Source organism: Microbacterium sp. JZ70 (assembly GCF_053903225.1).
The window spans coordinates 3,043,756-3,065,830 of record NZ_CP096405.1; the positions used below are offsets into that span (position 1 = coordinate 3,043,756).

A 22,075-nucleotide genomic window follows, 5' to 3' on the forward strand; every position below is an offset into this window, starting at 1 on the left:
TCAGCCGCGCGCGACCGTCCACGCGGTCTCGCCGCCTGCGCGCTCGTGGCGCACGACCGTGCCCTCGCGCTCGCGCAGCGCGGCGGCGGCCTCCCGCCCCGCGGCGTCGTCGTCGAGCACCCACACGGTGTCGGCGGTCGCGAACTCGGCGGACGCGTCGACGTCGCGGAGCACGTCCTCCGCCGTCTCCCCCGCGATGCGGATGAGGTCGTACGTCCCCGGCGTCTCGACGAACAGCTCCCGGTAGCGTGCGAGCGGGAGCTCGTCGACACGGCCCTCGAGCGCCCGATAGGCGCGGGGGTCCTCCTCGAGGCGCGTGCTGACGACGAGCACCGTGCGCGCACCCGACGTCGCGGCCGCGAACGCCGTGCGCGCGCCGACCTCGAGCAGGCGCTGCACCTTCCGCTCGCGCGCGATCGCGGCGGCCGCCCGGTCGCCCGCCCGCGGCGCGAGCGGGAGCGCCCGCGGCACCTCGAGCGCGTCGAGCAGGGCCACGGCGCTGCGCGACAGCTTCGTGACGTCGCGCCCCTCGGCGTGGAGGATCCGCTCGCCCGCGAGCGAGTGGAAGCGCTGATCGACATCGCGCGCCTCGCCGATCGTGCGGAAGTTCCTGTGCTCGGGCCCGCGGCGACGCACGACCTCGAAGCGCCGCGCGCCGACATCCGCGAGCAGGAGGATCGCGTGGAACGCGGATCCCTCCTCTCCCCCGATCACCTCGGCGCGCGAGATCTGGTCGAGCTGCTCGCGCACCGACATCCGCTCGGGATTCACGACCGTCCATCCCGCCGCCCGCAGATGCCGCTCGGCCGCGTCGGACCCGAGGTCGCGGATGCCCGAGTCGATCGCGCCGCGCGAGAGCCACAGGCGGCGGCCCGGCTCGGCGGATGGGCCGCGGTGCTGCGCGAGGAAACGCGCGTGATCGGGGTGGATCCAGTCGTCGTAGCGGTAGCCGATGTCGGGCACGTGGAGCGTGCGGAACCGCGTCGGGCGGGTGATGAAGCGGATCGGGTTGCGGACGCCCAGGATGTCCAGGATCTCGCGCTGCCAGGGGCGGAAGGACTCCCGGTCGCCCCAGGTCTGCGCCGCCGTCCACACGATCGGCACGTCGGGGGCGGCGGATGCCGCCGACAGGCGCGCGAGGCTCTCGAGCAGGAAGTGGCCGAAGTGCATGTGGAGATCGCCGGCGTAGATCGCCTCCGGCACGTCGGCGTCCTCGATGTCGACCAGGAGCTCGAGCGGGATCGGCGATCCGCGCAAGCCGGAGCGCCGGTCCGTCACGGTGCCGTCGACGTAGCGCCCGGACGCGTCGAAAACCCCCATGAGCAGCTCGCCCGGACGGTCCTCGCGCACGACGACCGGGGAGACGACGGCGTCGGAGACGACGCGGGCGGAGAGCGGTTCCATTCCGTTCACCCTACCGGCGGTGCCCGGTCAGACCGGGTTGTCGGCGTTGTACGCGGCGACGACGTCGTCGATCGGCGCGTCCATGACGAGCGCGTGATCGCGGATGTAGAGGCCGCGCGTGCAGAAGCGCCGCAGGTCGCGTTCGCTGTGGCTCACGAAGAACAGGGTGCGCCCCGACGCGAGCAGCTCGTCGATGCGGGCGTAGCACTTGGCGCGGAAGGCCTTGTCACCGACCGCGAGCACCTCGTCCACGAGCAGGATGGGCTCGTCGAGCTGCGACACGACGGAGAACGCGAGGCGCACCTTCATGCCGTTCGAGAGGTGCTTGTAGGGGGTGTCCTGGAAGTCCTCGAGCTCGGCGAAGGCGATGATGTCGTCGTAGCGGGCCGCGATGTGGGCACGGCTCATGCCGTGGAGTCCCGCCGTGAGGCGGACGTTCTCGCGCACGGTGAGGTCGCCGACGAAGCCTCCCGTGATCTCGATGAGCGGGGCGACCCCGCCGCGCACGACGACCGATCCCTCGTCGGGCAGCAGGACCCCCGCGACGAGCTTGAGGAGCGTGGACTTGCCCTGGCCGTTGCGGCCGACGACGCCGATGGACTCGCCGGGGCGCACGCGGAACGAGACGTCCCGCAGGGCCCAGAACTCGTCCTTGGGCGCGCGCCGGGAGGCGCTCGCGAACATCGACTTGATGCTGCGCCGCCCGCGCCGGTTCCGCCGGAACCGCACGCCGAGACCGTCGACCTCGATCGCGTAGGCGTCGTCGCGCTCCATCACAGCTCCTTCAGCAGCGGACGCTCGAGGCGGCGGAAGGTGAGGATGCCGACGCCGAGGAACAGCAGGCTCATGAGCGCTCCCGCGACGACCGCGAAGGTGTCCCACTGGCCGGGGAAGAAGCCCACGCGGTACAGCGTGAAGATGCCCGCGAGCGGATTGAGCGCGCCGAGGTCGCTCACGGCACCGGGCAGGTCGCCGATCCCGTAGATGATCGGCGACGCGTAGAAGAGCACGCGGAGGATCAGGCGGGTGGTGCGCTCGAGGTCGGAGAAGAGGACGCACAGCGGCGCGACGAGGAGCCCGAGCCCCACGAGCAGCACCGTCTGCAGGAGCACCCCGACCGGGAAGAGCAGCAGCTGCCATCCGACCGTCGCGCCCGCGGCGACCGCGAACAGCACGAGGACCGGGAGCGAGCACAGGAACTCGACGCCCTTGCTCAGCACGATGCGGTTGATCCAGATCGAGCGGGGGATGGAGGTCGAGCGGACGAGCTTGGCGTCCTTGTTGAAGGCGCGCGTGAAGTCGGTGACGGCCGCGTTGAACCAGACCCACGGCAGCAGCGCGGTCATGAGGAACACGATGTACGGCTCCTCGCCGACCCGGCCGCCCCGATGGAAGACCTGCGTGAAGACGAACCAGTAGATGAGGCTCATCACGAGCGGATCGAGGATCGACCACAGGTAGCCGAGCCAGCTCGTCGCGTAGCGCACCTTGAGGTCGCGCGCCGAGAGCAGCCACAGCGAGTGGAGGTAGCGCCGCGGCGTGCCCGGCGCACCGACGACGCCCGAGCTCACGACGCGGTGCCCCTGAGCAGCGGGGGCTCGGATCCGGACGTGTCGGCCGCGGCGGGCGCGCTGTACTGCAGGTAGATGAGGCGGCTCTGCTCGCGCCGTGCCCTGAGCACGCCGTCGAGCACGAAGCCCACGGTCCAGGCGAGGGCGCCGGCGAGGCCGAAGCCGACAGCGAGGACCGCGGTCGGGAAGCGGGGCACGAGTCCGGTCTGCGCGAACTCCACGACGAGCGGGATGCCCAGGACGACGCCGACGAGCATCGCGACCGCACCCAGAAGGCCGTAGAAGAGGAGCGGCCGCTCGTAGCGGATGAGCTGCACGATGAGCGAGAGGATGCGGAATCCGTCGTGGTACGTGCGGAGCTTGCTCTCGCTGCCGGCCGGCCGGTCGCGGAAGCCGACGTGCACCTCGGTCTGCGGGACGCGGATGCTCATGACGTGCACCGTCAGCTCGGTCTCGATCTCGAACTCGCGCGACGCCGCGGGGAAGCTCTTCACGAAGCGCCGCGACATGACCCGGTAGCCCGAGAGCATGTCGCTGACCTCGGAGCCGAAGATGCCGCCGACGAGCCAGTTGAAGCCGCGGTTGCCGAGCTCGTGCCCGGGACGGTACGCGGTCTCGGTCTTCTGGTCGCGTACGCCGAGGACGTGGTCGTACGGCCCCTCCTGCAGCGTGCGGATCATCTCGGGCAGCGCGGCGGCGTCGTACGTGTCGTCGCCGTCGATCATGACGTAGATGTCGGCGTCGACGTCGGCGAAGGCGCGGCGCACGACGTTGCCCTTGCCCTTGCGCTCCTCGCGGCGCACGATCGCGCCGGCCTCGCGCGCGACCTCGGCCGTCCGGTCGGAGCTGTTGTTGTCGTAGACGTAGACCGTCATGCCCGGGACGGCGGCGCGGAGATCGCGGACGACCTTCCCGACCGCGAGCTCCTCGTTGTAGCAGGGGACGATCGCGGCGATGACAGGGGACGACGTCATGGAGAGCACTTTCGGCGACGTAGGATCTTCGATGGACCGCATGGCGCCGAGACGGCCGCCGTCGGAGCCGGTTCAGGCTAACACGCGGCTCTGCCGAAACCCCTCGGCACACGCCGCCCTCACGAGGAGCACGATGCACGCGAACGCGGCGACCCGGAAGGCCAAGCAGGCGGGGGCCTTCCTCGTCATCGGCGGTCTCGCGTTCCTCGTCGATGCGGGCGTCTACAACCTGCTCGTGTTCTGGGTGACCGGCGACGGCCCGATGCACGGACAGCCGCTGGCCGCCAAGATCATCTCGATCGTCGTGGCGTCCCTCGTGACGTACGTCGGGAACCGGTACTGGACCTTCTCCGACCGGCATCTGCCGCACCGCTTCTCGCGCTACGCGATCTTCGTGCTGTGCAACCTCATCGCGATCGGCCTCCAGCTCGGCTGCCTCGCGTTCTCGCGCTACGTGCTGGGTCTCGACGACGTCGTCGCCGACAACATCTCGGGAACCCTGATCGGGCAGACCCTCGCGACCGCGTTCCGCTTCCTCACGTACGACAGGTTCGTCTTCCCGCACGAGGAGCCCTCCCCCGCCCCGCGCCCGTAGCGGGTCACGATCGCGCGGCGATCGCGCCATCCCGCCGCGAACGAGACACGCCGACCCCCACGTGTCTCACCCGACGAGGGAATCCGGGGCGAAAACGCGCCGCGAGTGAGACATGCAGGAGCGTGCGAGCATGCCGGCGCCGCGGGACGCGGCCGACCCGCCCCGCAGCTACTCCGCCGGCAGCGGGCCGCAGCGGTCGATGCGGTAGAGCGTCGACTCGCCGTCCGTCGCGACCTCCGTGAAGAGTCCCGCCTCCACCGCGGCGTGCGGTCCGGGGAAGTGGTTGCCCGCCGGGTCTCCTCCCCCGAACTCGTGCGGGTTGTAGAGCACGTGCCGCACGCGGAGGGCATCGAGCGCGCGGCACACCGCCGGGTCGCTGTCGATGTCCATGAGGCCCCACGCGAGCGTCTGACGCAGCGGATCCCACTGGCCGTTGACGTGCGGGAAGACCGGCTCGCGTCCGGCATACAGCTGGGTCAGCGCCGAGCCGTCCCACGGGTCGCCGAGCACGCGCTCGCTCGCGGGCACCTCCTCGGCCACCTCATGGTCCATGAAGTCGATCTGCTTCTGCGACACGACCTCCCACTGCGCACGCTCGTCGGGCATCGCGAACACGGCCGCGATCGCCGATGTCGTTCCGGTGAGGGCGAGCCCCGCAGCCGACACCACGGCGACGGCCAGCGCGAGCGGCGCGGCGAGGCGCGGGAGGGCTCGACGGGATCCGCCCGTCCGGATGGCGCGCTCGGCCGGGAGGGCACGTCGCGCGAGCGCGAGCGCGCCGAGCGTCGCGAGAGGGACGGCGACGACGGGCAGCGCGGCCGCGAGGCGGAAGCGGTCCTTGTACCAGACCCCCGTCGCGAGCTTCGCGATGACGCCGTCCGAACCGGCGGCGAGAACGAACAGGGCAGCGACGAGCACGAAGGCGACGACGAGCCACCGCGTGCGCCGGGTGCGGAGCGCGACCCCGGCGCCGACGATGACGAGGAACGCGAGGAAGGGCGCGACCGTCGTCACCGCGCCACCCTCCCCCGTCATCGCCTGCAGCGTGAGAACCTGCACGACGCCCTCCCAGATGCCCTGCACCGCCTGCGCCTGCGGGCCGGAGAGGCGGCTCTCGATCGGCTCGTCGAGGAGCCCGAACCGCAGGATGGCGATCGCGAGCGCCGCCGCCGACAGCGCGACGCCGCCGACGACGCCCGCGACGAGCACGATGACCGCGCGGCGGCGCTCGCGCCCGCCGCGTCGACGGGCGCGCGCGAACGCGCCGCCGAGAACCCCCGCGACGAACGGGATGCCGATGAGCGCCCACGTCGGGAGGACCCGCGGATGAGCCACGGCGAGCGCCCCGACGGACAGGCAGCCCGACAGCGCCGCGAGCATGACGGCGCGTCCGCGGTTCCCGGGCCGCGCGAGCGCGACACCCCGGACGGCGAGGACCGACAGCGCGACCGCCGCGGGGAGCAGCGCGTGCGCGAGGCCCGTGGGGTAGATCGTGCCCCACGAGAGCAGCGCGTAGGGGAACGCGCCGAAGGCGGCGCCGAGCGGGAGCGCGACGAGGGCGACGGTTCCCGTGGAGCGCCCTGGGAGCGCGACCTGGGCGAGCCAGGCGACCCCGGGCAGCCAGACGAGCGCCTGCACGGCGAGCCATGCGGCGTTGAACGCGACGGGAACCGGCACGCCGCTCCCCTGCACCGTCATCACGACGAGCGCGTGCCACGCCGACGGGTAGTACGCGATCCCCGTCGCGCCCGTCTCGATGAGCGAGCGCAGCGTGAGGGGCGAGGCGGAGAACCCGTCCAGGATGGCCGACACGGCCGAGAGGTGGAAGACGTTGTCGTAGGTCTGCGAGATCCGAGACGGGTCCGGCACTCCCGCGAACGCGACGACGCCGACGATCGCGGCGGCGAGGGCCCACACCGCGGCGAGCGCGCGCGGCGGGATGGCCGCGCCCGTCACGACGAGGTCGGGATGCGCGCGCCGGACGAGGAGGGATGCCGCGAGCCCGACGAGCGCGACGGCGAGCACCTGCACGACATGGAACGGCGCGCCGAGCGCGCCGAACACCGCCGCCGCGACGCCCGCGCAGCACACGCTCGCGAGCGACGCCACCGCGACGCGCGCGACCGCGCCCATGCGCAGGGGCGCGGTCGCGATGAGCCCGGGTGCGAGCACGGCGAGGAGCGCCGACACGAGGGCCGGCGCGACGACGACCCAGCTCATCGGACTCCTGCCGTCAGGCGGGCGCGGGTCAGCCGTTCAGCTGGTTCTGCCACATCGACAGCGCCGACCCGATGGCCATGTGCATGTCGAGGTACTGGTACGTGCCGAGACGGCCGCCGAAGAACACGTCCTTCTCGCCCTTCGCGAGCTCGCGGTAGGCGAGCAGACGCGCGCGGTCCTCATCGGTGTTGACCGGGTAGTACGGCTCGTCGGCGCGCTCGGCGAAGCGCGAGTACTCGCGCATGATGACCGTCTTGTCGGTCGGGTACACGTCGGCGCGCTCGGGGTGGAAGTGCTTGAACTCGTGGATGCGCGTGAAGGGCACGTCTGCATCCGGGTAGTTCATGACGCTCGTCCCCTGGAAGTCTCCGATGTCGAGGACCTCCTCCTCGAAGTCGAGCGTGCGCCAGCTCAGCGCGCCCTCGACGTCGTCGAAGTAGCGGTCGACCGGTCCCGTGTAGACGATCGGCACCTGGCCGACGAGCGCCTTCTTGTTGAGCGGCTGCGACTCGTCGAAGAAGTCGACGTTCAGCTTGACCTCGATGTTCGGGTGGTCGGCCATCCGCTCGAGCCACGCGGTGTAGCCGTCGGTCGGCAGGCCCTCGTGCGTGTCGTTGAAGTAGCGGTTGTCGTAGTTGTAGCGCACGGGGAGGCGGCTGATGATGTCGCCCGACAGCTTCTGCGGGTCGGTCTGCCACTGCTTCGCGGTGTAGTCGCGGAAGAACGCCTCGAACAGAGGGCGGCCGACGAGGGCGATGCCCTTCTCCTCGAAGTTGCGGGCCGTCTTGACGTCGAACTCGCCCGCCTGCTCCTTCACGAGGGCGCGCGCCTCGTCGGGCGAGTACGCGGCCTGGAAGAACTGGTTGATGGTGCCGAGGTTCACCGGCAGCGGGTACACGACGCCGTTGTGGTTCGTGTACACGCGGTGCACGTAGTTCGTGAACGTCGTGAAGCGGTTGACGTACTCCCACACCTTCTCGTTCGAGGTGTGGAAGAGGTGCGCCCCGTAGCGGTGCACCTCGATGCCCGTCGTGGCCTCGTTCTCGCTGTACGCGTTCCCGCCGATGTGATGGCGGCGGTCGATGACCGTGACCTTGCGCCCGGCTGCTGCCGCGCGCTCCGCGATGGTGAGTCCGAAGAAACCGGAGCCGACGACGAGGAGATCCATCCGTGGTGCTCTTTCTCTCAAGGGGAAGGGCCCTGGCACGCTGTCGCGGCCTCCCCGAGTCTATGTGCATGCCCCTCGCGTATCCTGATGCCGCACATGAGCAACGAAGAATCCCCCGCCGAGACCGAGGCCATCGCCGGGATGAGCGGGCCGGATGGCCCGCTGCTGCGCCTCTTCCGCGACCGTCGCGTCGCCTTCCTGTTCGTCGGGGCCGTCAACACCGCGATCGGCTTCGCGTGGTTCGTGCTCTTCTCCCGTCTGTTCGAGGCCGGATGGCCGGGCGCCGCCTGGACGGTCTTCGCGGTCATCCTGTGCGCGCAGATCATGAGCACGCTCAGCGCGTTCGTCTTCTACCGGAAGCTCGTCTTCCGGGTGCGCGGCCACGTGTGGCTCGACTTCGCCCGGTTCCAGCTCGTGTACCTCGGGACGTTCATCCTCAACTTCGTCGTCGTGCCGCCGCTCAAGCTCTGGCTCGGCTGGCATGAGATCGTCGCGCAGCTCCTGTTCACGGTCGTGATCGCGTTCGCCAGCTGGTTCGGGCACAGCCGCTTCTCGTTCCACCGCAAGAAGGAGGACGCGTGACCGCTCCGCGCATCAGCGTGGTCATCCCCGCGTACAACAACGGCCGCACGCTCGGCGAGACGATGCGATCCGTGCTCGACCAGCAGGTCGACGGGCTCGAGCTCGTCGTCGCCGACCACGCGTCGTCGGACGACACATGGGATGTCATGCAGGGCTTCGCAGCCGACCCGCGCGTGACCCTGCTGCGCACGGAGGCCGGCGGCGGCGCCGCGCGCAACTGGAACCGCGTGACGGACGCCGCGACCGGCGCCTACCTCAAGCTCGTGTGCGGCGACGACGTCCTGCGGCCCGGCGTGCTCGCACGCCAGGCGCGGCTGCTCGAGCGGTCGGGCGCCGTCCTCACCGCCTGCAAGCGCGACATCATCGATGCCGAGGGCAAGGTGCTCATGGCCGGATGGGGCCTCACGGGGCTCGGCCGGCCCATGTCGGGCGGCGAGGCGCTCCGCCGCACCGTGCGCGCAGGCCGCAACCTCCTCGGCGAGCCCGCCTCCGTCATGATGCGCCGGGAGGCGTTCGCGGCGGCCGGCGGATGGCACGGCCGCTTCTCCTATCTGATCGACCTCGCGAGCTACGCCCGCGTGCTCGTCGGCGGCGGGTTCACGCCCGACACCGAGGTGGGCGCGACGTTCCGGATGAGCGACACGCAGTGGTCGGTCGCGCTCGTCGACGAGCAGACCGCGGAGGCGCGCGCCTTTCACGCATGGCTGCGCGCCGAGCACCCCGAGATCGTAACCGAGGCGGATCGGCGCATGGGCGACATCCGCGCCGGTCTCATGGCCCAGGCCCGGCGCATCTCGTACCGTGTCCTCAAGAGGAGGATGGGATGACCGTGCGCCGGCGCATCGCCTACGTGCTGCCGATCTACAACGAGGAGGGGAACATCCCCCTCCTGTACGAGCGTCTCGTCTCGGCCACGGCGCCGCTCGGCGACCGCTACGACGTCGAGTTCGTCTTCGTCGACGACGGCAGCCGCGACCGGTCGCTCGAGCTGCTGCGCGGACTGCGCGCGCAGGACCCTCGCGTCTCCGTGTACGCGCTCGCGCGCAACTACGGCCACCAGATCGCCGTGACGGCGGGCCTCGACGTCGCCGACGCCGACGCCGTGATCGTCATGGACAGCGACCTGCAGGACCCTCCCGAGGTCAGCCTCGAGCTCATCGAGCGGTGGGAGCACGGCGTCGACGTCGCCTACGCGCAGCGGCGCACGCGCGACGACGGCCTCTTCAAGCGCACGACGGCGCACGGCTTCTACTGGCTGCTGAGCAAGCTCTCGAGCGTGGACATCCCCCGCGACACGGGCGACTTCCGCCTCATGGACCGCCGGGTCGTCGAGGAGCTGCGCAAGCACCCCGAGCGCAACCGGTTCATCCGGGGGCTCGTCGCGTCGATCGGGTTCCGCCAGGAGGCCGTCCTCTTCGACCGCGACGCGCGGCACGCGGGCGAGACCGGCTATCCCCTCCGGAAGATGCTCAAGCTCGCGGGCGACGGCATCTTCGGCTTCTCGACCGCGCCCCTCAAGCTCATCAGCCGCGTGGGCGGCGCGATGGCCGTCCTCGCGCTCCTGTGGACGATCTACCTCGTCATCGCGCGTCTCGTGAACCCGGAGTCGGTCATCGAGGGCTGGACCTACCTCGCGGCCGGGATGTTCCTCCTCGGCGGCGTGCAGATGCTCATGCTGGGGGTGCTCGGCAGCTACCTCGGCCGCATCTACGTCGAGGTGCAGGGCCGCCCGCTCTACGCCTTCGCGGTCGCCGAGGCCGGGCCCCCGCCCGCGCGCTGACGGAGGCGCGCCACCCCGCGCCCGATGAGCCAGCCCAGGCCGATCGCCATCGCGAGGCCGTAGGCGCCCATGAGCAGCGGCCACGCGGGCGGGCGGAACGACACGGTCACCGTCTCGCCGGGCGCCACGTCCGTCGCGTCGACCGTGAGAAGCCAGCCCCGCAGCGGCTCGGCCTCCGCCGCGCCCGCGACGGCGTAGCCCGGGTACGGCAGACGGCTCAGCACCACGCGCCCGTCCTCGCCGGCCTCGTCGACCTCGAAGGACACCGACGTGTCGTCCTGCGCGGTCACCGTGACGCGCGTGTCGGGAGCCGTCCACACGACGCCGCCCGCGCTCGGCAGCGCCTCATCGCGCTCGAAGAGCCAGGTGTACTCGCCGTCGGCTGCGAGCGTCCATCCCTCGGGCGCCTCCGGCTGCTCGGGGTACGTGTCCTTCATCGCGACGATCGTGCTCACGCTCATGAGGTCGGCCACGCGCAGGCCCGTCTCCTCGTCGACCGACCACAGCGTCTCGAGGGCGTCCTCGCAGGTCTGCCCGCGCAGGTCGACGCAGAGGTCGTCGCCGAACGTCTCGAACGGCAGGACGGTGTAGAGGCTGCTCACCTCCGTCGGGCTGAAGTACCAGAGGTTGGCGAGCAGCCGCTCCGACCAGCTGTCGCGGTCCTGCCATCCGTCCTCCGCGTCGCCGACGACGATCGCGTCGCCGTGCGCGTCCGGGAGGACGGCCTGCAGGGCCGTCGCGCTGTCGGGCGCGCTGCGGCTCGGCAGCGGCGACTCGGGCAGGAAGCGCATCTGCCCCGCGGCGAAGACGGCCGTCACGATCATCGCCCCGACCACCGCGACGGTCGTGCGCCGTCGCACGCGGGGCGAGCGCGCGACCCATCGCAGCGCGACGAGCGCCGCGAGGGAGACGAGCGCGGCGGCTCCGATGGCCTTCCACGCGTACGGCCCGTTTCCCCAGGTCAGGACCGAGGTCACGGCGATGACGAGTGCCGAGAGCCAGAAGGCACGGCGCGTCGCCCCCGCGGGGAAGCGGCGCGAGGTCCCCACCGCGAAGAGCACGATGAGCACGATCGCGAGATACGGGATGAGGCGCAGCGGCCAGCGGATCGGCCCCATGTGGCTCGGCCCCAGCACGAGCGCGAGCACGAGGCCGCCGAGCACGAAGAGCGGGATGGCGCGCCGCACGGCCGAGCGCGCGAGCGGCAGCGCGAGCGGGAAGAGCAGGAGGACCCACGCGATGTAGACGAGCGGACCGGGCGTGATGTCGCCGAACCAGGAGCGGATGGTCCCGCTCACCCAGGGATTCCCCGCCGACGCGAGGTCCGTGAGGTCGGCGTTGAGGAACCCGAGGTTCTCGAACGGCGCGTTCCCGCGCTCCGTCACGGGCGCGGTGAGGACAGCGGGCAGGTACACGACGATCGTGAGCAGCGCGCCCCACGCCGAGGCGAGCAGGGTCCGCAGCACCCGGGGGCCGTCGCGGCGCACCGCATGGCGCACGAGCGACTCGACGAGCACGACGACGAGCATCATGACGCCGAACACGTAGCCGACCGTGATGAGCAGGTAGCTCGCGACGAGGTACGGCAGCGGCGAGCGGCGGTGCTCGACCGTGCGCCGCAGCGCCCACCACACCCACGGGAACAGCGCGACGTTGATGAGGTCGGTCGACCAGGACGCGGCGTCCATGTAGACGACGAAGCCGGACGACGGCACGAGCACGCCCGCGAGCGCCGCCCACGGACGGTGCGCGCCGAACTGGCGCGCGAGCAGGTAGACGCCCAGGGCGAGCACGACGAGGAACGCGAGCTTCACGCCGGTCGCGTGCGCGACCGGACTCTCGCTGAGCCGCGCCGTGACGGCGATGAGCCACGTCATGGGGTTGAGGAGGCCCCACTGGCCCTCGGCCCAGTAGTTGCCGGCCTGCCAGGCCGAGGGATCGAGCATCGGCAGGCGCCCCTGCAGGAGCTGGTCGCCGAGCTGCCACCACTGCCCCGCCGAGCCGCGCTCGGTGTCGTCGGAGAAGTAGAACCGCGGGGTCACGAGGAGCCGTGCGGCCGCGAGAGAGAGGGTCGCCAGGACGGTGAGAAGGGGCCAGCCCACCCGCTGCGCGCGCCGCCGTGCCCGATTCGTGCCGTCCGCCGTCATCTGTCCTCCGCTGCTCGCCCCGCCGCCGCGCGGCGGGCCAGACTCGATGGTAGTGCGAGCGGCCGGGCGGACCCCGCGATCAGCGCGCCGGGCCCTCGAGCTCCTCGAGCGTGCGGCCGCGGGTCTCGCGGGTGAGGAGCGTCGCGAGCGCCGACACCGCGCAGATGGCGAACGTCACGGCGCCGATCGTGAGCGGCACGTTCTCCGTCCCAGGAGGGGCGATCGCCGTGAACAGCGACGGGAAGAACGCCGCCAGCATGAGCCCGATGTTCTGCGACACGGCGAAGCCGGTCACGCGGATGCGCGCGGGGAACTGCTCCTGGAAGAAGGTCGCGAAGGTCGCGTTCCACATCTGGAAGAAGATGCTCTGCACGATGACGACGAAGACGAACACGAGCACGAGGCTGCGCTGCTCCACGGCCCACAGGTACGCGACCGTGAGGAGGCCTCCGCCGAGCCCGCCCGCGACCATGAAGCCACGGCGTCCGAAGCGGTCGGACAGGCCGCCGAAGATCGGGATGGTGAGGGCCGCGGTGAGATTGGCCACGAGCGTGACCCAGAGGAAGTCGCTCGTCGAGAACCCGATCCCGTACCCCTCCTGCGTCGCATACGACACGCCGAAGACGAGCGTGGCCATCCCGATCACGTTCGTGAACGTCATGAGGATGCAGCGGATCATGACCCACGGGTACGAGCGCAGGAGCTCCACGACGGGGAACCGGCGACGGACCTCGACGGCGCTCTCCGCGGAGAAGACGGGCGTCTCGTGCACGCCGCGGCGGATGAGGTATCCCGCGATGATGACGACGGCGCTGAGGAGGAACGGGATGCGCCATCCCCACGCGGCGAAGTCCTCCTCGCTGAGCACGGCCGCGAGCGGGAGCATCACACCGGTGGCGAGGATGGAGCCGATCTGGGTGCCCTGCAGCGTGAAGCTCGTGAAGAAGCCCCGTCGCGCGTCGGGCGAGTGCTCGACGACCATCGCCCCGGCGCCGCCCAGCTCTCCCGCGACGGCGAATCCCTGCACGAGGCGCAGGATGACGAGGAGGATCGGCGCGAGGACGCCCACCTGCGCGTACGTCGGGAGGAGGCCGACGAGCAGGGTCGAGAAGCCCATGAGCAGCATCGCGAGGATGAGGACGTTCTTGCGCCCGCGCCGGTCGCCCCAGGCGCCCAGCAGCACGGCGCCGACGGGGCGCGCGACGTAGCCGACCGCGTAGGTCGCGAGGGACGAGATGATGCCCACCGTCGGGTCGCCGGTCGGGAAGAACACGACCGGGAAGACGAGCGCCGCGGCCTGCGAGTAGAGCGCGAAGTCGTAGTACTCGAGGGCGCTGCCCACCCATGCGCTGAGGGCCGCCTTCTTCGGCTCCCGAACGATCCCGCTGTCGGCTTCGGCCTGCTTCGCTGCGCTCATGCCGTCACTCTCCTGTCCGCACTGACTCGCCGACCCGAACGTGGGTAAGCGTTTTCCATCGTAATGGAACGTTTCAATCGCGACAACTCGGGCGTCGGTGCGCGGTGCGGGCGACGGCGTCCGCCAGGGGTCACGGGGTCTCCTGTGTCACGATGGCTGTGTGAAGGGCATCATTCTGGCGGGTGGGTCGGGGACGCGTCTGCATCCGGTGACGTTGGGCACGTCGAAGCAGCTGGTGCCGGTGTATGACAAGCCGATGGTGTACTACCCGCTGTCGACGCTGATGCTGGCGGGGATCCGGGAGATCCTGGTGATCACGACGCCGCATGATGCGGCCTCGTTCGAGCGTCTGCTGGGGGACGGGTCGCAGTTCGGGGTGTCGATCTCGTTCGCGGTGCAGCCGTCGCCGGATGGGCTGGCGCAGGCGTTCACGATCGGGGCGGATTTCATCGGCGATGACAAGGTCGCGCTCGTGCTGGGCGACAACCTGCTGTACGGGCCGGGGCTGGGCACGCAGCTGAAGCGGTTCGCGGACGTGGACGGGGCGGCGGTGTTCGCGTACTGGGTCGCGGAGCCGTCGGCGTACGGGGTGGTCGAGTTCGACGGGACGGGGCGGGCGGTGTCGCTGGAGGAGAAGCCGACGCACCCGAAGTCGAACTACGCCATCCCCGGCCTGTACTTCTACGACAACGACGTCGTCGACATCGCCCGGGGGCTTCGGCCCTCCCCGCGGGGGGAGCTGGAGATCACGGACGTGAACGCCGCGTACCTGCGACAGGGGAAGCTGCGGGTGGAGGTGCTGCCGCGCGGGACGGCGTGGCTGGACACGGGCACGTTCGATCAGATGGCCGACGCGGGAGACTACGTCCGCACGATCGAGCGGCGCACGGGGTTGAAGATCGGGTCTCCGGAGGAGATCGGGTGGCGGCAGGGGTTCCTGTCCGACGACGATCTGCGTCAGCGGGCGCAGAAGCTGGTGAAGTCGGGGTACGGGGCGTACCTCCTCGAGGTCCTGGAACGGGGTAAGTGAGCATCGTGGGCACTCTTGTCGTCACCGGCGGGGCCGGTTTCATCGGATCGAACTTCGTCCACCACGTCATCGCGCACACCGACCACCGGGTGATCGTGCTGGACAAGCTCACCTACGCCGGCAACCCCGCCTCGCTGGCCGGGCTGCCCGAGGACCGCGTCGAGCTCGTCGTGGGCGACATCGCCGACGCGGACCTCGTCGACTCCCTGTTCGCCCGCGCCGACGCGGTCGTGCACTACGCCGCGGAGTCCCACAACGACAACTCCCTGAACGACCCCCGCCCGTTCCTGGACACCAACATCGTCGGCACCTACACGCTGCTGGAAGCCGCCCGCCGCCACGGCACCCGCTTCCACCACATCTCCACCGACGAGGTCTATGGCGACCTCGAGCTCGACGACCCGGCCCGGTTCACCGAGACCACCCCCTACAACCCCTCCTCCCCCTACTCCTCGACGAAGGCCGGCTCCGACCTGCTCGTGCGCGCGTGGGTGCGCTCGTTCGGGATCGCCGCGACCATCTCGAACTGCTCCAACAACTACGGCCCCTACCAGCACGTGGAGAAGTTCATCCCCCGCCAGATCACGAACATCATCCGCGGCATCCGCCCCAAGCTCTACGGCGCCGGGCAGAACGTGCGCGACTGGATCCACGCCGACGACCACTCCTCCGCCGTGCTCACGATCCTCGAGCACGGCCAGATCGGGCAGACCTACCTCATCGGCGCCGACGGCGAGAAGAACAACAAGGACGTCGTCGAGCTCATCCTCACCCTCATGGGCCAACCCCGAGACGCGTACGACCACGTCGCCGACCGCCCCGGCCACGACCTGCGCTACGCGATCGACTCCACCAAGCTCCGCACCGAACTCGGCTGGACCCCCCGCTACCAGGACTTCGAAGCAGGACTCGCCGCGACCATCGACTGGTACCGCGAGAACGAGACCTGGTGGGCACCCGCCAAAGACCACGTCGAAGCCTTCTACGCCTCGAAAGGACAGTGACCGGCAGTGACGACGTTCGGCAAGACCCTCGCCGTCACCGACACCCCGATCCCGGGGCTCGTCGTGCTCGACCTGCCCGTCCACGGCGACGCCCGCGGCTGGTTCAAGGAGAACTGGCAGCGGGAGAAGATGACCGCGCTCGGGCTGCCCGACTTCGGGCCCGTGCAGAACAACATCTCCTTCAACGACAAGCCCGGCACCACCCGCGGCATCCACGCCGAACCGTGGGACAAGTACGTCTCCGTCGCGACCGGGCGCATCTTCGGCGCCTGGGTCGACCTGCGCGAGGGCCCCACCTTCGGGGCCGTGTTCACCGCCGAGCTCGACCCGTCGAAGGCGATCTTCGTGCCCCGCGGTGTCGGCAACAGCTACCAGACCCTCGAGCCCGACACCGCCTACGTCTACCTGGTCAACGACCACTGGTCCCCCGACGCCGCCTACTCCTTCCTCAATCTCGCCGACGAGACCGTCGCGATCGACTGGCCCATCCCGCTCTCCGACGTCGAGATCAGCGACAAGGACCGCACCCACCCGCGCCTGGCCGACGTCGTGCCGATCCCGCCGCGCAAGACCCTCGTGCTCGGCGCGAACGGCCAGCTCGGCCGCGCCCTGCGCGCCCTCCTCGGCGACCGCCCCGACATCGAGTACGCCACCCGCGCCGACCTCGACCTCGCCTCCCCCGGCCTCGACACCGCACGACCCTGGCGCGACTACGACGTCATCGTCAACGCCGCCGCCCACACCGCCGTCGACCACGCCGAGACCCCCGAGGGCCGCACCCAGGCCTGGGCCGCGAACGCCACCGGCGTCGCCGCGCTCGCCCGCATCGCGACCGAGCACCGCTGCACCCTCGTCCACATCTCCAGCGACTACGTCTTCGACGGCACATCCGACGCCCCCTACCCCGAGGACGCCCCCCTCTCGCCCCTCGGCGTCTACGGGCAGACCAAGGCCGCCGGCGACGCGATCGTGCAGACCGTCCCCCGCCACTACCTCATCCGCACCAGCTGGGTCATCGGCGACGGCCGCAACTTCGTCACCACCATGGCCTCCCTCGCCGAACGCGGCATCGACCCCTCCGTCGTCGCCGACCAGACCGGACGCCTCACCTTCACCGACGACCTCGCCGCCGGCATCCACCACCTCCTCACCACCCGCGCCCCCTACGGCACCTACAACCTCACCGGCAGCGGACAGCCCGCCACCTGGGCCCAGATCGCCCAGAGCGTCTTCACCCTCACCGGCCACGACCCCGCCCGCATCACCCCCGTCACCACCGACGCCTACTACGCCACCGCGACCGGCCCCATCGCCCCCCGCCCCCGCAACAGCGTCCTCGACCTCGCCAAGATCACCGCCACCGGCTACACCCCCGCCGACCACACCGACCGCCTCGCCGCCTACCTCACCCCGCAGTGACCACGCGCACCCCCGCGCGCGCCGACATCCAGGCCCTCCGCGCCCTCGCGGTGCTCGGCGTCGTCCTGTTCCACATCTGGCCGCGAGCCCTGCCGGGCGGCTACGCGGGCGTCGACGTCTTCTTCGTCATCTCCGGCTTCCTCATCACGGGCCAGCTCGTCCGCGCACGCGAGCGCGGAACGCTGAGACTGGGAGCGTTCTGGGCCACCCGCGCCCGTCGCCTGCTGCCCGCGAGCCTGCTCGTGCTGCTCGCGAGCGTCGTGCTCGTGGTCGTGTGGACGCCCGCGCCCCAGCAGGCCCACGACCTGCGCTCGATCGTCGCGAGCGCGCTGTATGCCGTGAACTGGCAGCTCGCGGCCGACGGGGTCGACTACCTCGCGCACGACGCGGCTCCGCCGATCGCCCAGCACTACTGGTCGCTCGCCGTCGAGGAGCAGTTCTACCTCCTGTGGCCCCTGCTCATCCTCGCCGTCACCGCGCGCCGCCTGCGGGGGCGACGGGTGCTCGTCGCCGGCGCCGTGGCGGTCGCGGTCGTCGGCTTCGCGGTGAGCGTGTGGCTCACGGGCGCGAGCTATCCGTACGGCTACTTCTCGACCGCGAGTCGCCTGTGGGAGTTCGCGCTGGGCGCGATCGTCGCGCTCCTGCCCCCGCTCGCCCTGAGGGCATCCGTCCGCCTGGCCATCTGGATCGCCGCGGTCGCCGCGCTGGTGACGGCGATGCTCGTGTTCGACGCCGCGACGGCTTTCCCCGGCCCCTGGGCGCTCGTGCCGACCGCGGCGACCGCGCTCCTCATCACGATCGGGCCGACCGCGCCCTCGCACGCGCTCGAGCGGCTCGTCGCATGGCGCCCCGTGCAGTGGGTGGGCGATCAGTCGTACGGCGTGTATCTCTGGCATTGGCCCCTCGTGGTGATCGCGCCGCACGTGCTCGGCCGTGCGCCCGACCTCCCTGAGAACCTGCTGCTGCTCGCGACGACGTTCGTGCTCGCCGCGGCGTCGAAGCGGCTCGTGGAGGATCCGATCCGCTTCGGCGCGCGCCCCCGCGCGGCCCGGCCCTCCCGGATCCTCGCCCTCACCGCAGTCGGGATGGCGGTGGTCGTGGCCGTCGCCGCCCTGCCGATGTGGCACGGAGCGACCGCGGCAGCCGAGCAGCGCGCGCAGGCCGAGGCGAGCCTGCGAGATCCCGCCCAGTGCCGCGGCGCGGCAGCCCTCCTCGAGCCGGGCTGCGCCGGCCGCGCGGACGACCCTCATCCGATCGCCGATGTGGTGCCCGCCCTGGCCGGCCTCCGCGACGACACGACGTGCGCCTTCGACTGCTACGACTTCGATCCCGGCGCAGGCGGGGAGCCGGTGTCGTGCGCGTTCGGCTCCGAGGCGCCCGGCGCGGTCCGGGTGGCGCTGCACGGGGACTCGCATGCCGCGATGCTCATCCCCGCCCTGCGGGAGGTCGCCGACGAGCGCGGATGGCGCGTCGAGACGTTCGTGGGGCGGGGCTGCGTCTGGCAGGAGCCCGCGAGCGCCGCATGCGCCGAGCGGAACGCACGCCTCGAGAGCCGTCTCGCCGACGGGGCGTACGACGTGCTGCTCGTCACCGCGGTCAACTCCGCCGAGCGCGACGCGGCGGCGCAGGCCGCGGTCGCCGACCGCTACGCCGAGGCGTGGCGGTCGGCGCAGGAGGCGGGGACGCGCGTGGTCGTGCTCGCCGACAACCCGCGTGTGCCCGCAGCCGCCCAGGACTGCGTGGCCACCGCGGATGTGCTCACCGAGGCGACCTGCGCGATCCCGCGCGCCGACGCGGCGCTCGAGAGCGATCCGCTCCGCGCGACCGCGGCGTCTCTCGACGCGCCGCTCGTGGATCTGTCCGACGCGTACTGCACGGCCGACGCGTGCCCCATGATGCTGGGAGGCGTGCTCGTGTACCGCGACCTCCACCACATCACGGGGTCGTTCAGCACGACGCTCGGCGGCTATCTCGCCGAGCGTGTGAGCGCGGCGATCGGCGTCGAGCCGTCGCCCACCCCGAGGAGGAGTCGATGAAGAACGCCGGAACCGTGCTCGTGTTCCCCACGTGGCCGGAGAACCCCTACCTCAACCTCCTCGAGCTGGCGGCCCGTGCGGCCGGCTACCGCTTCCGGGGCGCGACGACGCATGCCGAGCTGCTGCACGCCCTGCCGGCCCTGCCTCGGGGCGGCGTCGTGCACGTGCACTGGACGACCCCGCTCGTGCAGGAGGCCGCCGACGAGGCCGACGCCCGCGACCGTCTGCGTCGCCTCCTCGCGGCGCTTCGCGACGCCCGCCGCCGTGGTGTGCGGATCATCTGGACGCTGCACAACCGGCTGCCCCACGAGCTGCGCTTCCGGGACGCAGAGATCGCGCTCTACCGGGGCCTCGCCGACCTCGCCGACGTCGTGCACGTGATGGCGCCCGACACGGCAGCGGTCGTCGCCGACGTCGTCGCGCTCGATCCGGCCCGGATCCGCGTCATCCCTCATCCCAGCTACGAGGGCATCTATGACGCGGGCGTCGACCGCACCGCCGCGCGGGCGTCGTTCGACCTCGCGGAGCGCGATCGCGCGGTGCTCTTCCTCGGGCAGATCCGGCCCTACAAGGGCGTCGACGCGCTCGTCGAGGCCGCGACCGCCGCGGGCGACGACATCGTCCTCCTCCTCGCGGGCGTCGTCAAGGAGCAGTCGGAGGAGGAGGTCGCCGCGCTCCTTCCCGACGGGCTCCGCGCGCACACGCAGTTCTCCTTCGTGCCCGACGGGGATCTCGCGCGCTGGTTCCGCGCGGCCGACGTCGCGGTGTTCCCGTACCGCGCGATCCTCAACTCGGGCAGCGTGCACCTCGCCGCCACCTTCCGGGTGCCGGTCGTGCTGCCGGATGAGCCGCACCTGCGCGAGCAGTTCGGGGACGAGCGCTGGGTGGCGTTCTTCGACACCGCGCGGCCGGCGGCGTCCATCGCCGAGCTGCTCCGCGACCGCGAGCTGTTCGCGGGCGTCGGGGAGCGCGACTTCGCGCGCTTCACGGCCGGGATCTCGCCGTGGCGCACGGCGAGCGCCTACCGCCGTCTGCTCGACGAGCTCAGCGCAGCGCCCTCGCCCGCTCTCGCGCCACGATGAGCGCTCGCCGGACCGCCCGCGGCGCCCAGTGCCGCCGGCGCCGCACGACGGTCACGCCGTCGACGCGCGCGTAGAGGAACGGATCCCGCGGGTCGTACGCGGGCAGCTCCCCCTCCCCCGCGACGGCCACCGCGACGTCCTCCCGGGCGACGAGAAGCGCCGGGGTGAGGGGTCGGTGCAGCGGCAGCGCGCCCGCCGGGAACACCGCGCGCCATCGCCACCCGCCGCGGACGTCCGCGCGCCACGTCGTCTCCGCGGCGGGGACAGGCGGGCGGCCCGCGAACTCCCCGTCGTGGAGCACGGGAACGCACACGTCCTGTCCGCGGGCGCTGCGCCCCTCCACGACAAGCGATCCTCCGATGCGCGCGACGTGCGTGACCCGTCCGTCGAGCTCACGACGTGCCGCGAGCGCCCGCCCGAGGTCGCGCTCGACGACGCGCGCCTCGGGGACGAGCATGAGGGCGCGCTCGCCGAGCACCCGGCGCACCGCCTCGACGAGCCGGTGCCAGGCATCGACGTCCTCGTCATCCGACCGCAGCGACGAGGTGAGCGGCGTGATGAGCGCCTCGCGCTCCTCGGGAGACAGCGCCGCGACGGCGTCCAGGGCGTCCAGTGCCGCGTGCCAGTCCGCGACGGGCTGCGGGCCGAGCCCCGTCATCCATCGTGCGAGCGGACGGATGGCGGTGCGCCCGCCTGCCGCGGCCATCCGCAGCACGAGCACGCGGAGCGGGTCGCCGGCGAACGGCGGCGTCGCCTCGAGAAGCTCCCGCAGCGCGTCGCGCACACGCTCATCGTCCGCTCCGTCTGCGGCGTCGCGCGCCGCCCAGCGCGCGACGTGCACGAACCCGTCCCGCTCGCGCACGAGATCCGCGTACACCGTCGAGAGCCGCTCGTCACCCGCGTCGGCGACAAGGCGCGCGCAGGCGAGCTCCTGGTCCAGATAGCTGAGCAGCGACGCCGCTGAGTCGGCGCGCGCCGACATCGAGCTGCCGCCCGGCCGCTCGCGGTAGAGATAGACGACGTCGGAGACGACGTCGACCCGGCGCGCGCGCAGGTAGGCGCTGACCATCGGCACGATGTCGTTGGACCGCGGGACGTCGGGGAAGCGGATGCCCGTGCCGCGCAGCCAGTCGAGCGCGAAGGCCTTGTTCCAGCAGGGGCGGCTGAAGAGCAGCGTGGGCTCGTCGCGCAGGGTCGTGCCGCGCGCGGGACGCTCGAACGCCGGCATCACGTCGGTCGGCCGCCACGTGTCGGCGGGACGGAACTTGAGGTAGTCGCCGAACGCGATATCCGAGCCGCTGCGGGCGAGGCTGTCGACGAGGGCGACATAGGCGCCGTCGGGCACGAGGTCGTCGCCGTCGCAGAAGACGAGGAACCGCCCTCGGGCCGCATCCATCCCCGTGTTGCGCGCCGTGCCGCCGCCCCGACCGGCCGACGGGATGAGCCGCACCCGACTGTCGCGCCCCGCGACCTCCGCGACGATGTCGGCCGTGCCATCCGTCGAGGCGTCGTCGACGACGAGGACCTCCATGCCCGCGACGCGCTGGGCGAGGACCGTCTCGAGCGTCTCGCGGATCCACGGGGCGACATCGTGCGTGGGGATCACGACGGACAGGACCGGGCGCTCAGTCACCACCCGATCCTAT

The 22,075-nt window shown here is 71.7% G+C and carries 18 protein-coding genes; 9 read left to right on the plus strand and 9 right to left on the minus strand.

What is annotated here, in order from left to right; all coding sequences use genetic code 11:
• From M1D46_RS14005 to M1D46_RS14020, 4 genes are read right to left on the minus strand one after another with little or no spacing between them, the layout of a single operon-like run.
• Positions 1–1,404, minus strand: a complete 1,404-nt coding sequence (locus M1D46_RS14005) for a glycosyltransferase 61 family protein (RefSeq protein WP_456285857.1) — start codon at positions 1,402–1,404, stop codon at positions 1–3.
• 27 nt (positions 1,405–1,431) lie between these two features.
• Positions 1,432–2,178 (minus strand): ABC transporter ATP-binding protein, encoded by a 747-nt coding sequence (locus tag M1D46_RS14010; RefSeq protein ID WP_324014263.1) that lies wholly within the window; start codon positions 2,176–2,178, stop codon positions 1,432–1,434.
• Positions 2,178–2,975 (minus strand): ABC transporter permease, encoded by a 798-nt coding sequence (locus tag M1D46_RS14015; protein ID WP_271172842.1) that lies wholly within the window; start codon positions 2,973–2,975, stop codon positions 2,178–2,180. The genes M1D46_RS14010 and M1D46_RS14015 overlap by 1 nt, the downstream gene beginning before the upstream one ends.
• A complete protein-coding gene (locus tag M1D46_RS14020; protein WP_271172843.1) occupies positions 2,972–3,949 on the minus strand; it encodes a glycosyltransferase in 978 nt (325 codons plus the stop codon). Before M1D46_RS14020 ends, M1D46_RS14015 begins: the two co-directional genes overlap by 4 nt.
• 133 nt (positions 3,950–4,082) lie before the next feature.
• Here M1D46_RS14020 and M1D46_RS14025 point away from each other — a divergent pair, with 133 nt between their 5' ends.
• Positions 4,083–4,544: a GtrA family protein gene (locus M1D46_RS14025; protein WP_421074329.1), complete on the plus strand. Its 462-nt coding sequence runs from the start codon at positions 4,083–4,085 to the stop codon at positions 4,542–4,544.
• A 168-nt stretch (positions 4,545–4,712) separates the two neighbouring features.
• Here M1D46_RS14025 and M1D46_RS14030 read toward each other — a convergent pair whose 3' ends face one another.
• Together M1D46_RS14030 and glf are read right to left on the minus strand one after the other, a co-directional pair.
• Entirely contained in the window at positions 4,713–6,764 is a 2,052-nt protein-coding gene (locus tag M1D46_RS14030) for a DUF6541 family protein (protein ID WP_456285858.1), read from the minus strand.
• Positions 6,765–6,792: 28 nt separating this feature from the next.
• The gene (gene glf / locus M1D46_RS14035; RefSeq protein WP_324014260.1) at positions 6,793–7,932 is read right to left on the minus strand and encodes a UDP-galactopyranose mutase; all 1,140 of its coding nucleotides are present in this window, start codon (positions 7,930–7,932) and stop codon (positions 6,793–6,795) included.
• Positions 7,933–8,028: 96 nt separating this feature from the next.
• On the opposite strand from glf, the gene M1D46_RS14040 reads away from it, so the two are divergent.
• Genes M1D46_RS14040 through M1D46_RS14050 form a run of 3 tightly spaced genes read left to right on the plus strand, consistent with a single transcriptional unit; the run spans position 8,029 to position 10,294 of the window.
• Entirely contained in the window at positions 8,029–8,514 is a 486-nt protein-coding gene (locus tag M1D46_RS14040; RefSeq protein WP_271172847.1) for a GtrA family protein, read from the plus strand.
• Positions 8,511–9,341 carry a glycosyltransferase family 2 protein gene (locus M1D46_RS14045; RefSeq protein WP_271172848.1) on the plus strand — a complete coding sequence of 277 codons (831 nt, stop codon included), beginning with the start codon at positions 8,511–8,513 and terminating at the stop codon, positions 9,339–9,341. The genes M1D46_RS14040 and M1D46_RS14045 overlap by 4 nt, the downstream gene beginning before the upstream one ends.
• Complete coding sequence (locus tag M1D46_RS14050; RefSeq protein ID WP_271172849.1) at positions 9,338–10,294, plus strand: glycosyltransferase family 2 protein; 957 nt, start codon at positions 9,338–9,340, stop codon at positions 10,292–10,294. The genes M1D46_RS14045 and M1D46_RS14050 overlap by 4 nt, the downstream gene beginning before the upstream one ends.
• Here the strand turns inward: M1D46_RS14050 and M1D46_RS14055 are convergent.
• Both M1D46_RS14055 and M1D46_RS14060 read right to left on the minus strand, forming a co-directional pair.
• A complete protein-coding gene (locus tag M1D46_RS14055; RefSeq protein ID WP_456285859.1) occupies positions 10,249–12,441 on the minus strand; it encodes a hypothetical protein in 2,193 nt (730 codons plus the stop codon). The two genes, M1D46_RS14050 and M1D46_RS14055, sit on opposite strands and share 46 nt — an antisense overlap.
• Positions 12,442–12,520: 79 nt before the next feature.
• A complete protein-coding gene (locus M1D46_RS14060) occupies positions 12,521–13,858 on the minus strand; it encodes an MFS transporter (RefSeq protein ID WP_421074324.1) in 1,338 nt (445 codons plus the stop codon).
• A 160-nt stretch (positions 13,859–14,018) separates the two neighbouring features.
• Here M1D46_RS14060 and rfbA point away from each other — a divergent pair, with 160 nt between their 5' ends.
• The 5 genes from rfbA to M1D46_RS14085 are packed head-to-tail and all read left to right on the plus strand — an operon-like array spanning position 14,019 to position 20,429.
• A complete protein-coding gene (rfbA, locus tag M1D46_RS14065; protein ID WP_456285860.1) occupies positions 14,019–14,888 on the plus strand; it encodes a glucose-1-phosphate thymidylyltransferase RfbA in 870 nt (289 codons plus the stop codon).
• A gap of 5 nt (positions 14,889–14,893) precedes the next feature.
• Positions 14,894–15,892, plus strand: coding sequence for a dTDP-glucose 4,6-dehydratase (rfbB, locus tag M1D46_RS14070; protein ID WP_324014256.1), 999 nt, complete (start codon positions 14,894–14,896; stop codon positions 15,890–15,892).
• 6 nt (positions 15,893–15,898) lie between these two features.
• Positions 15,899–17,311, plus strand: a complete 1,413-nt coding sequence (locus M1D46_RS14075) for a sugar nucleotide-binding protein (protein WP_456285861.1) — start codon at positions 15,899–15,901, stop codon at positions 17,309–17,311.
• Positions 17,308–19,347, plus strand: coding sequence for an acyltransferase family protein (locus M1D46_RS14080; protein WP_456285862.1), 2,040 nt, complete (start codon positions 17,308–17,310; stop codon positions 19,345–19,347). Before M1D46_RS14075 ends, M1D46_RS14080 begins: the two co-directional genes overlap by 4 nt.
• Positions 19,344–20,429, plus strand: a complete 1,086-nt coding sequence (locus M1D46_RS14085; RefSeq protein WP_456285863.1) for a glycosyltransferase — start codon at positions 19,344–19,346, stop codon at positions 20,427–20,429. The genes M1D46_RS14080 and M1D46_RS14085 overlap by 4 nt, the downstream gene beginning before the upstream one ends.
• Here M1D46_RS14085 and M1D46_RS14090 read toward each other — a convergent pair.
• Positions 20,392–22,062 (minus strand): glycosyltransferase, encoded by a 1,671-nt coding sequence (locus tag M1D46_RS14090; protein ID WP_456285864.1) that lies wholly within the window; start codon positions 22,060–22,062, stop codon positions 20,392–20,394. The genes M1D46_RS14085 and M1D46_RS14090 overlap by 38 nt on opposite strands.
• Positions 22,063–22,075: the final 13 nt, after the last annotated feature.

Coding starts and splice junctions, on each gene's coding strand:
- M1D46_RS14005 (WP_456285857.1), bottom strand. CDS start 1,404: ATGGAACCGCTCTCCGCCCGCGTCGTCTCCGACGCCGTCGTCTCCCCG.
- M1D46_RS14010 (WP_324014263.1), bottom strand. CDS start 2,178: ATGGAGCGCGACGACGCCTACGCGATCGAGGTCGACGGTCTCGGCGTG.
- M1D46_RS14020 (WP_271172843.1), bottom strand. CDS start 3,949: ATGACGTCGTCCCCTGTCATCGCCGCGATCGTCCCCTGCTACAACGAG.
- M1D46_RS14025 (WP_421074329.1), top strand. CDS start 4,083: ATGCACGCGAACGCGGCGACCCGGAAGGCCAAGCAGGCGGGGGCCTTC.
- M1D46_RS14030 (WP_456285858.1), bottom strand. CDS start 6,764: ATGAGCTGGGTCGTCGTCGCGCCGGCCCTCGTGTCGGCGCTCCTCGCC.
- glf (WP_324014260.1), bottom strand. CDS start 7,932: ATGGATCTCCTCGTCGTCGGCTCCGGTTTCTTCGGACTCACCATCGCG.
- M1D46_RS14040 (WP_271172847.1), top strand. CDS start 8,029: ATGAGCAACGAAGAATCCCCCGCCGAGACCGAGGCCATCGCCGGGATG.
- M1D46_RS14050 (WP_271172849.1), top strand. CDS start 9,338: ATGACCGTGCGCCGGCGCATCGCCTACGTGCTGCCGATCTACAACGAG.
- M1D46_RS14055 (WP_456285859.1), bottom strand. CDS start 12,441: ATGACGGCGGACGGCACGAATCGGGCACGGCGGCGCGCGCAGCGGGTG.
- M1D46_RS14060 (WP_421074324.1), bottom strand. CDS start 13,858: ATGAGCGCAGCGAAGCAGGCCGAAGCCGACAGCGGGATCGTTCGGGAG.
- M1D46_RS14085 (WP_456285863.1), top strand. CDS start 19,344: ATGAAGAACGCCGGAACCGTGCTCGTGTTCCCCACGTGGCCGGAGAAC.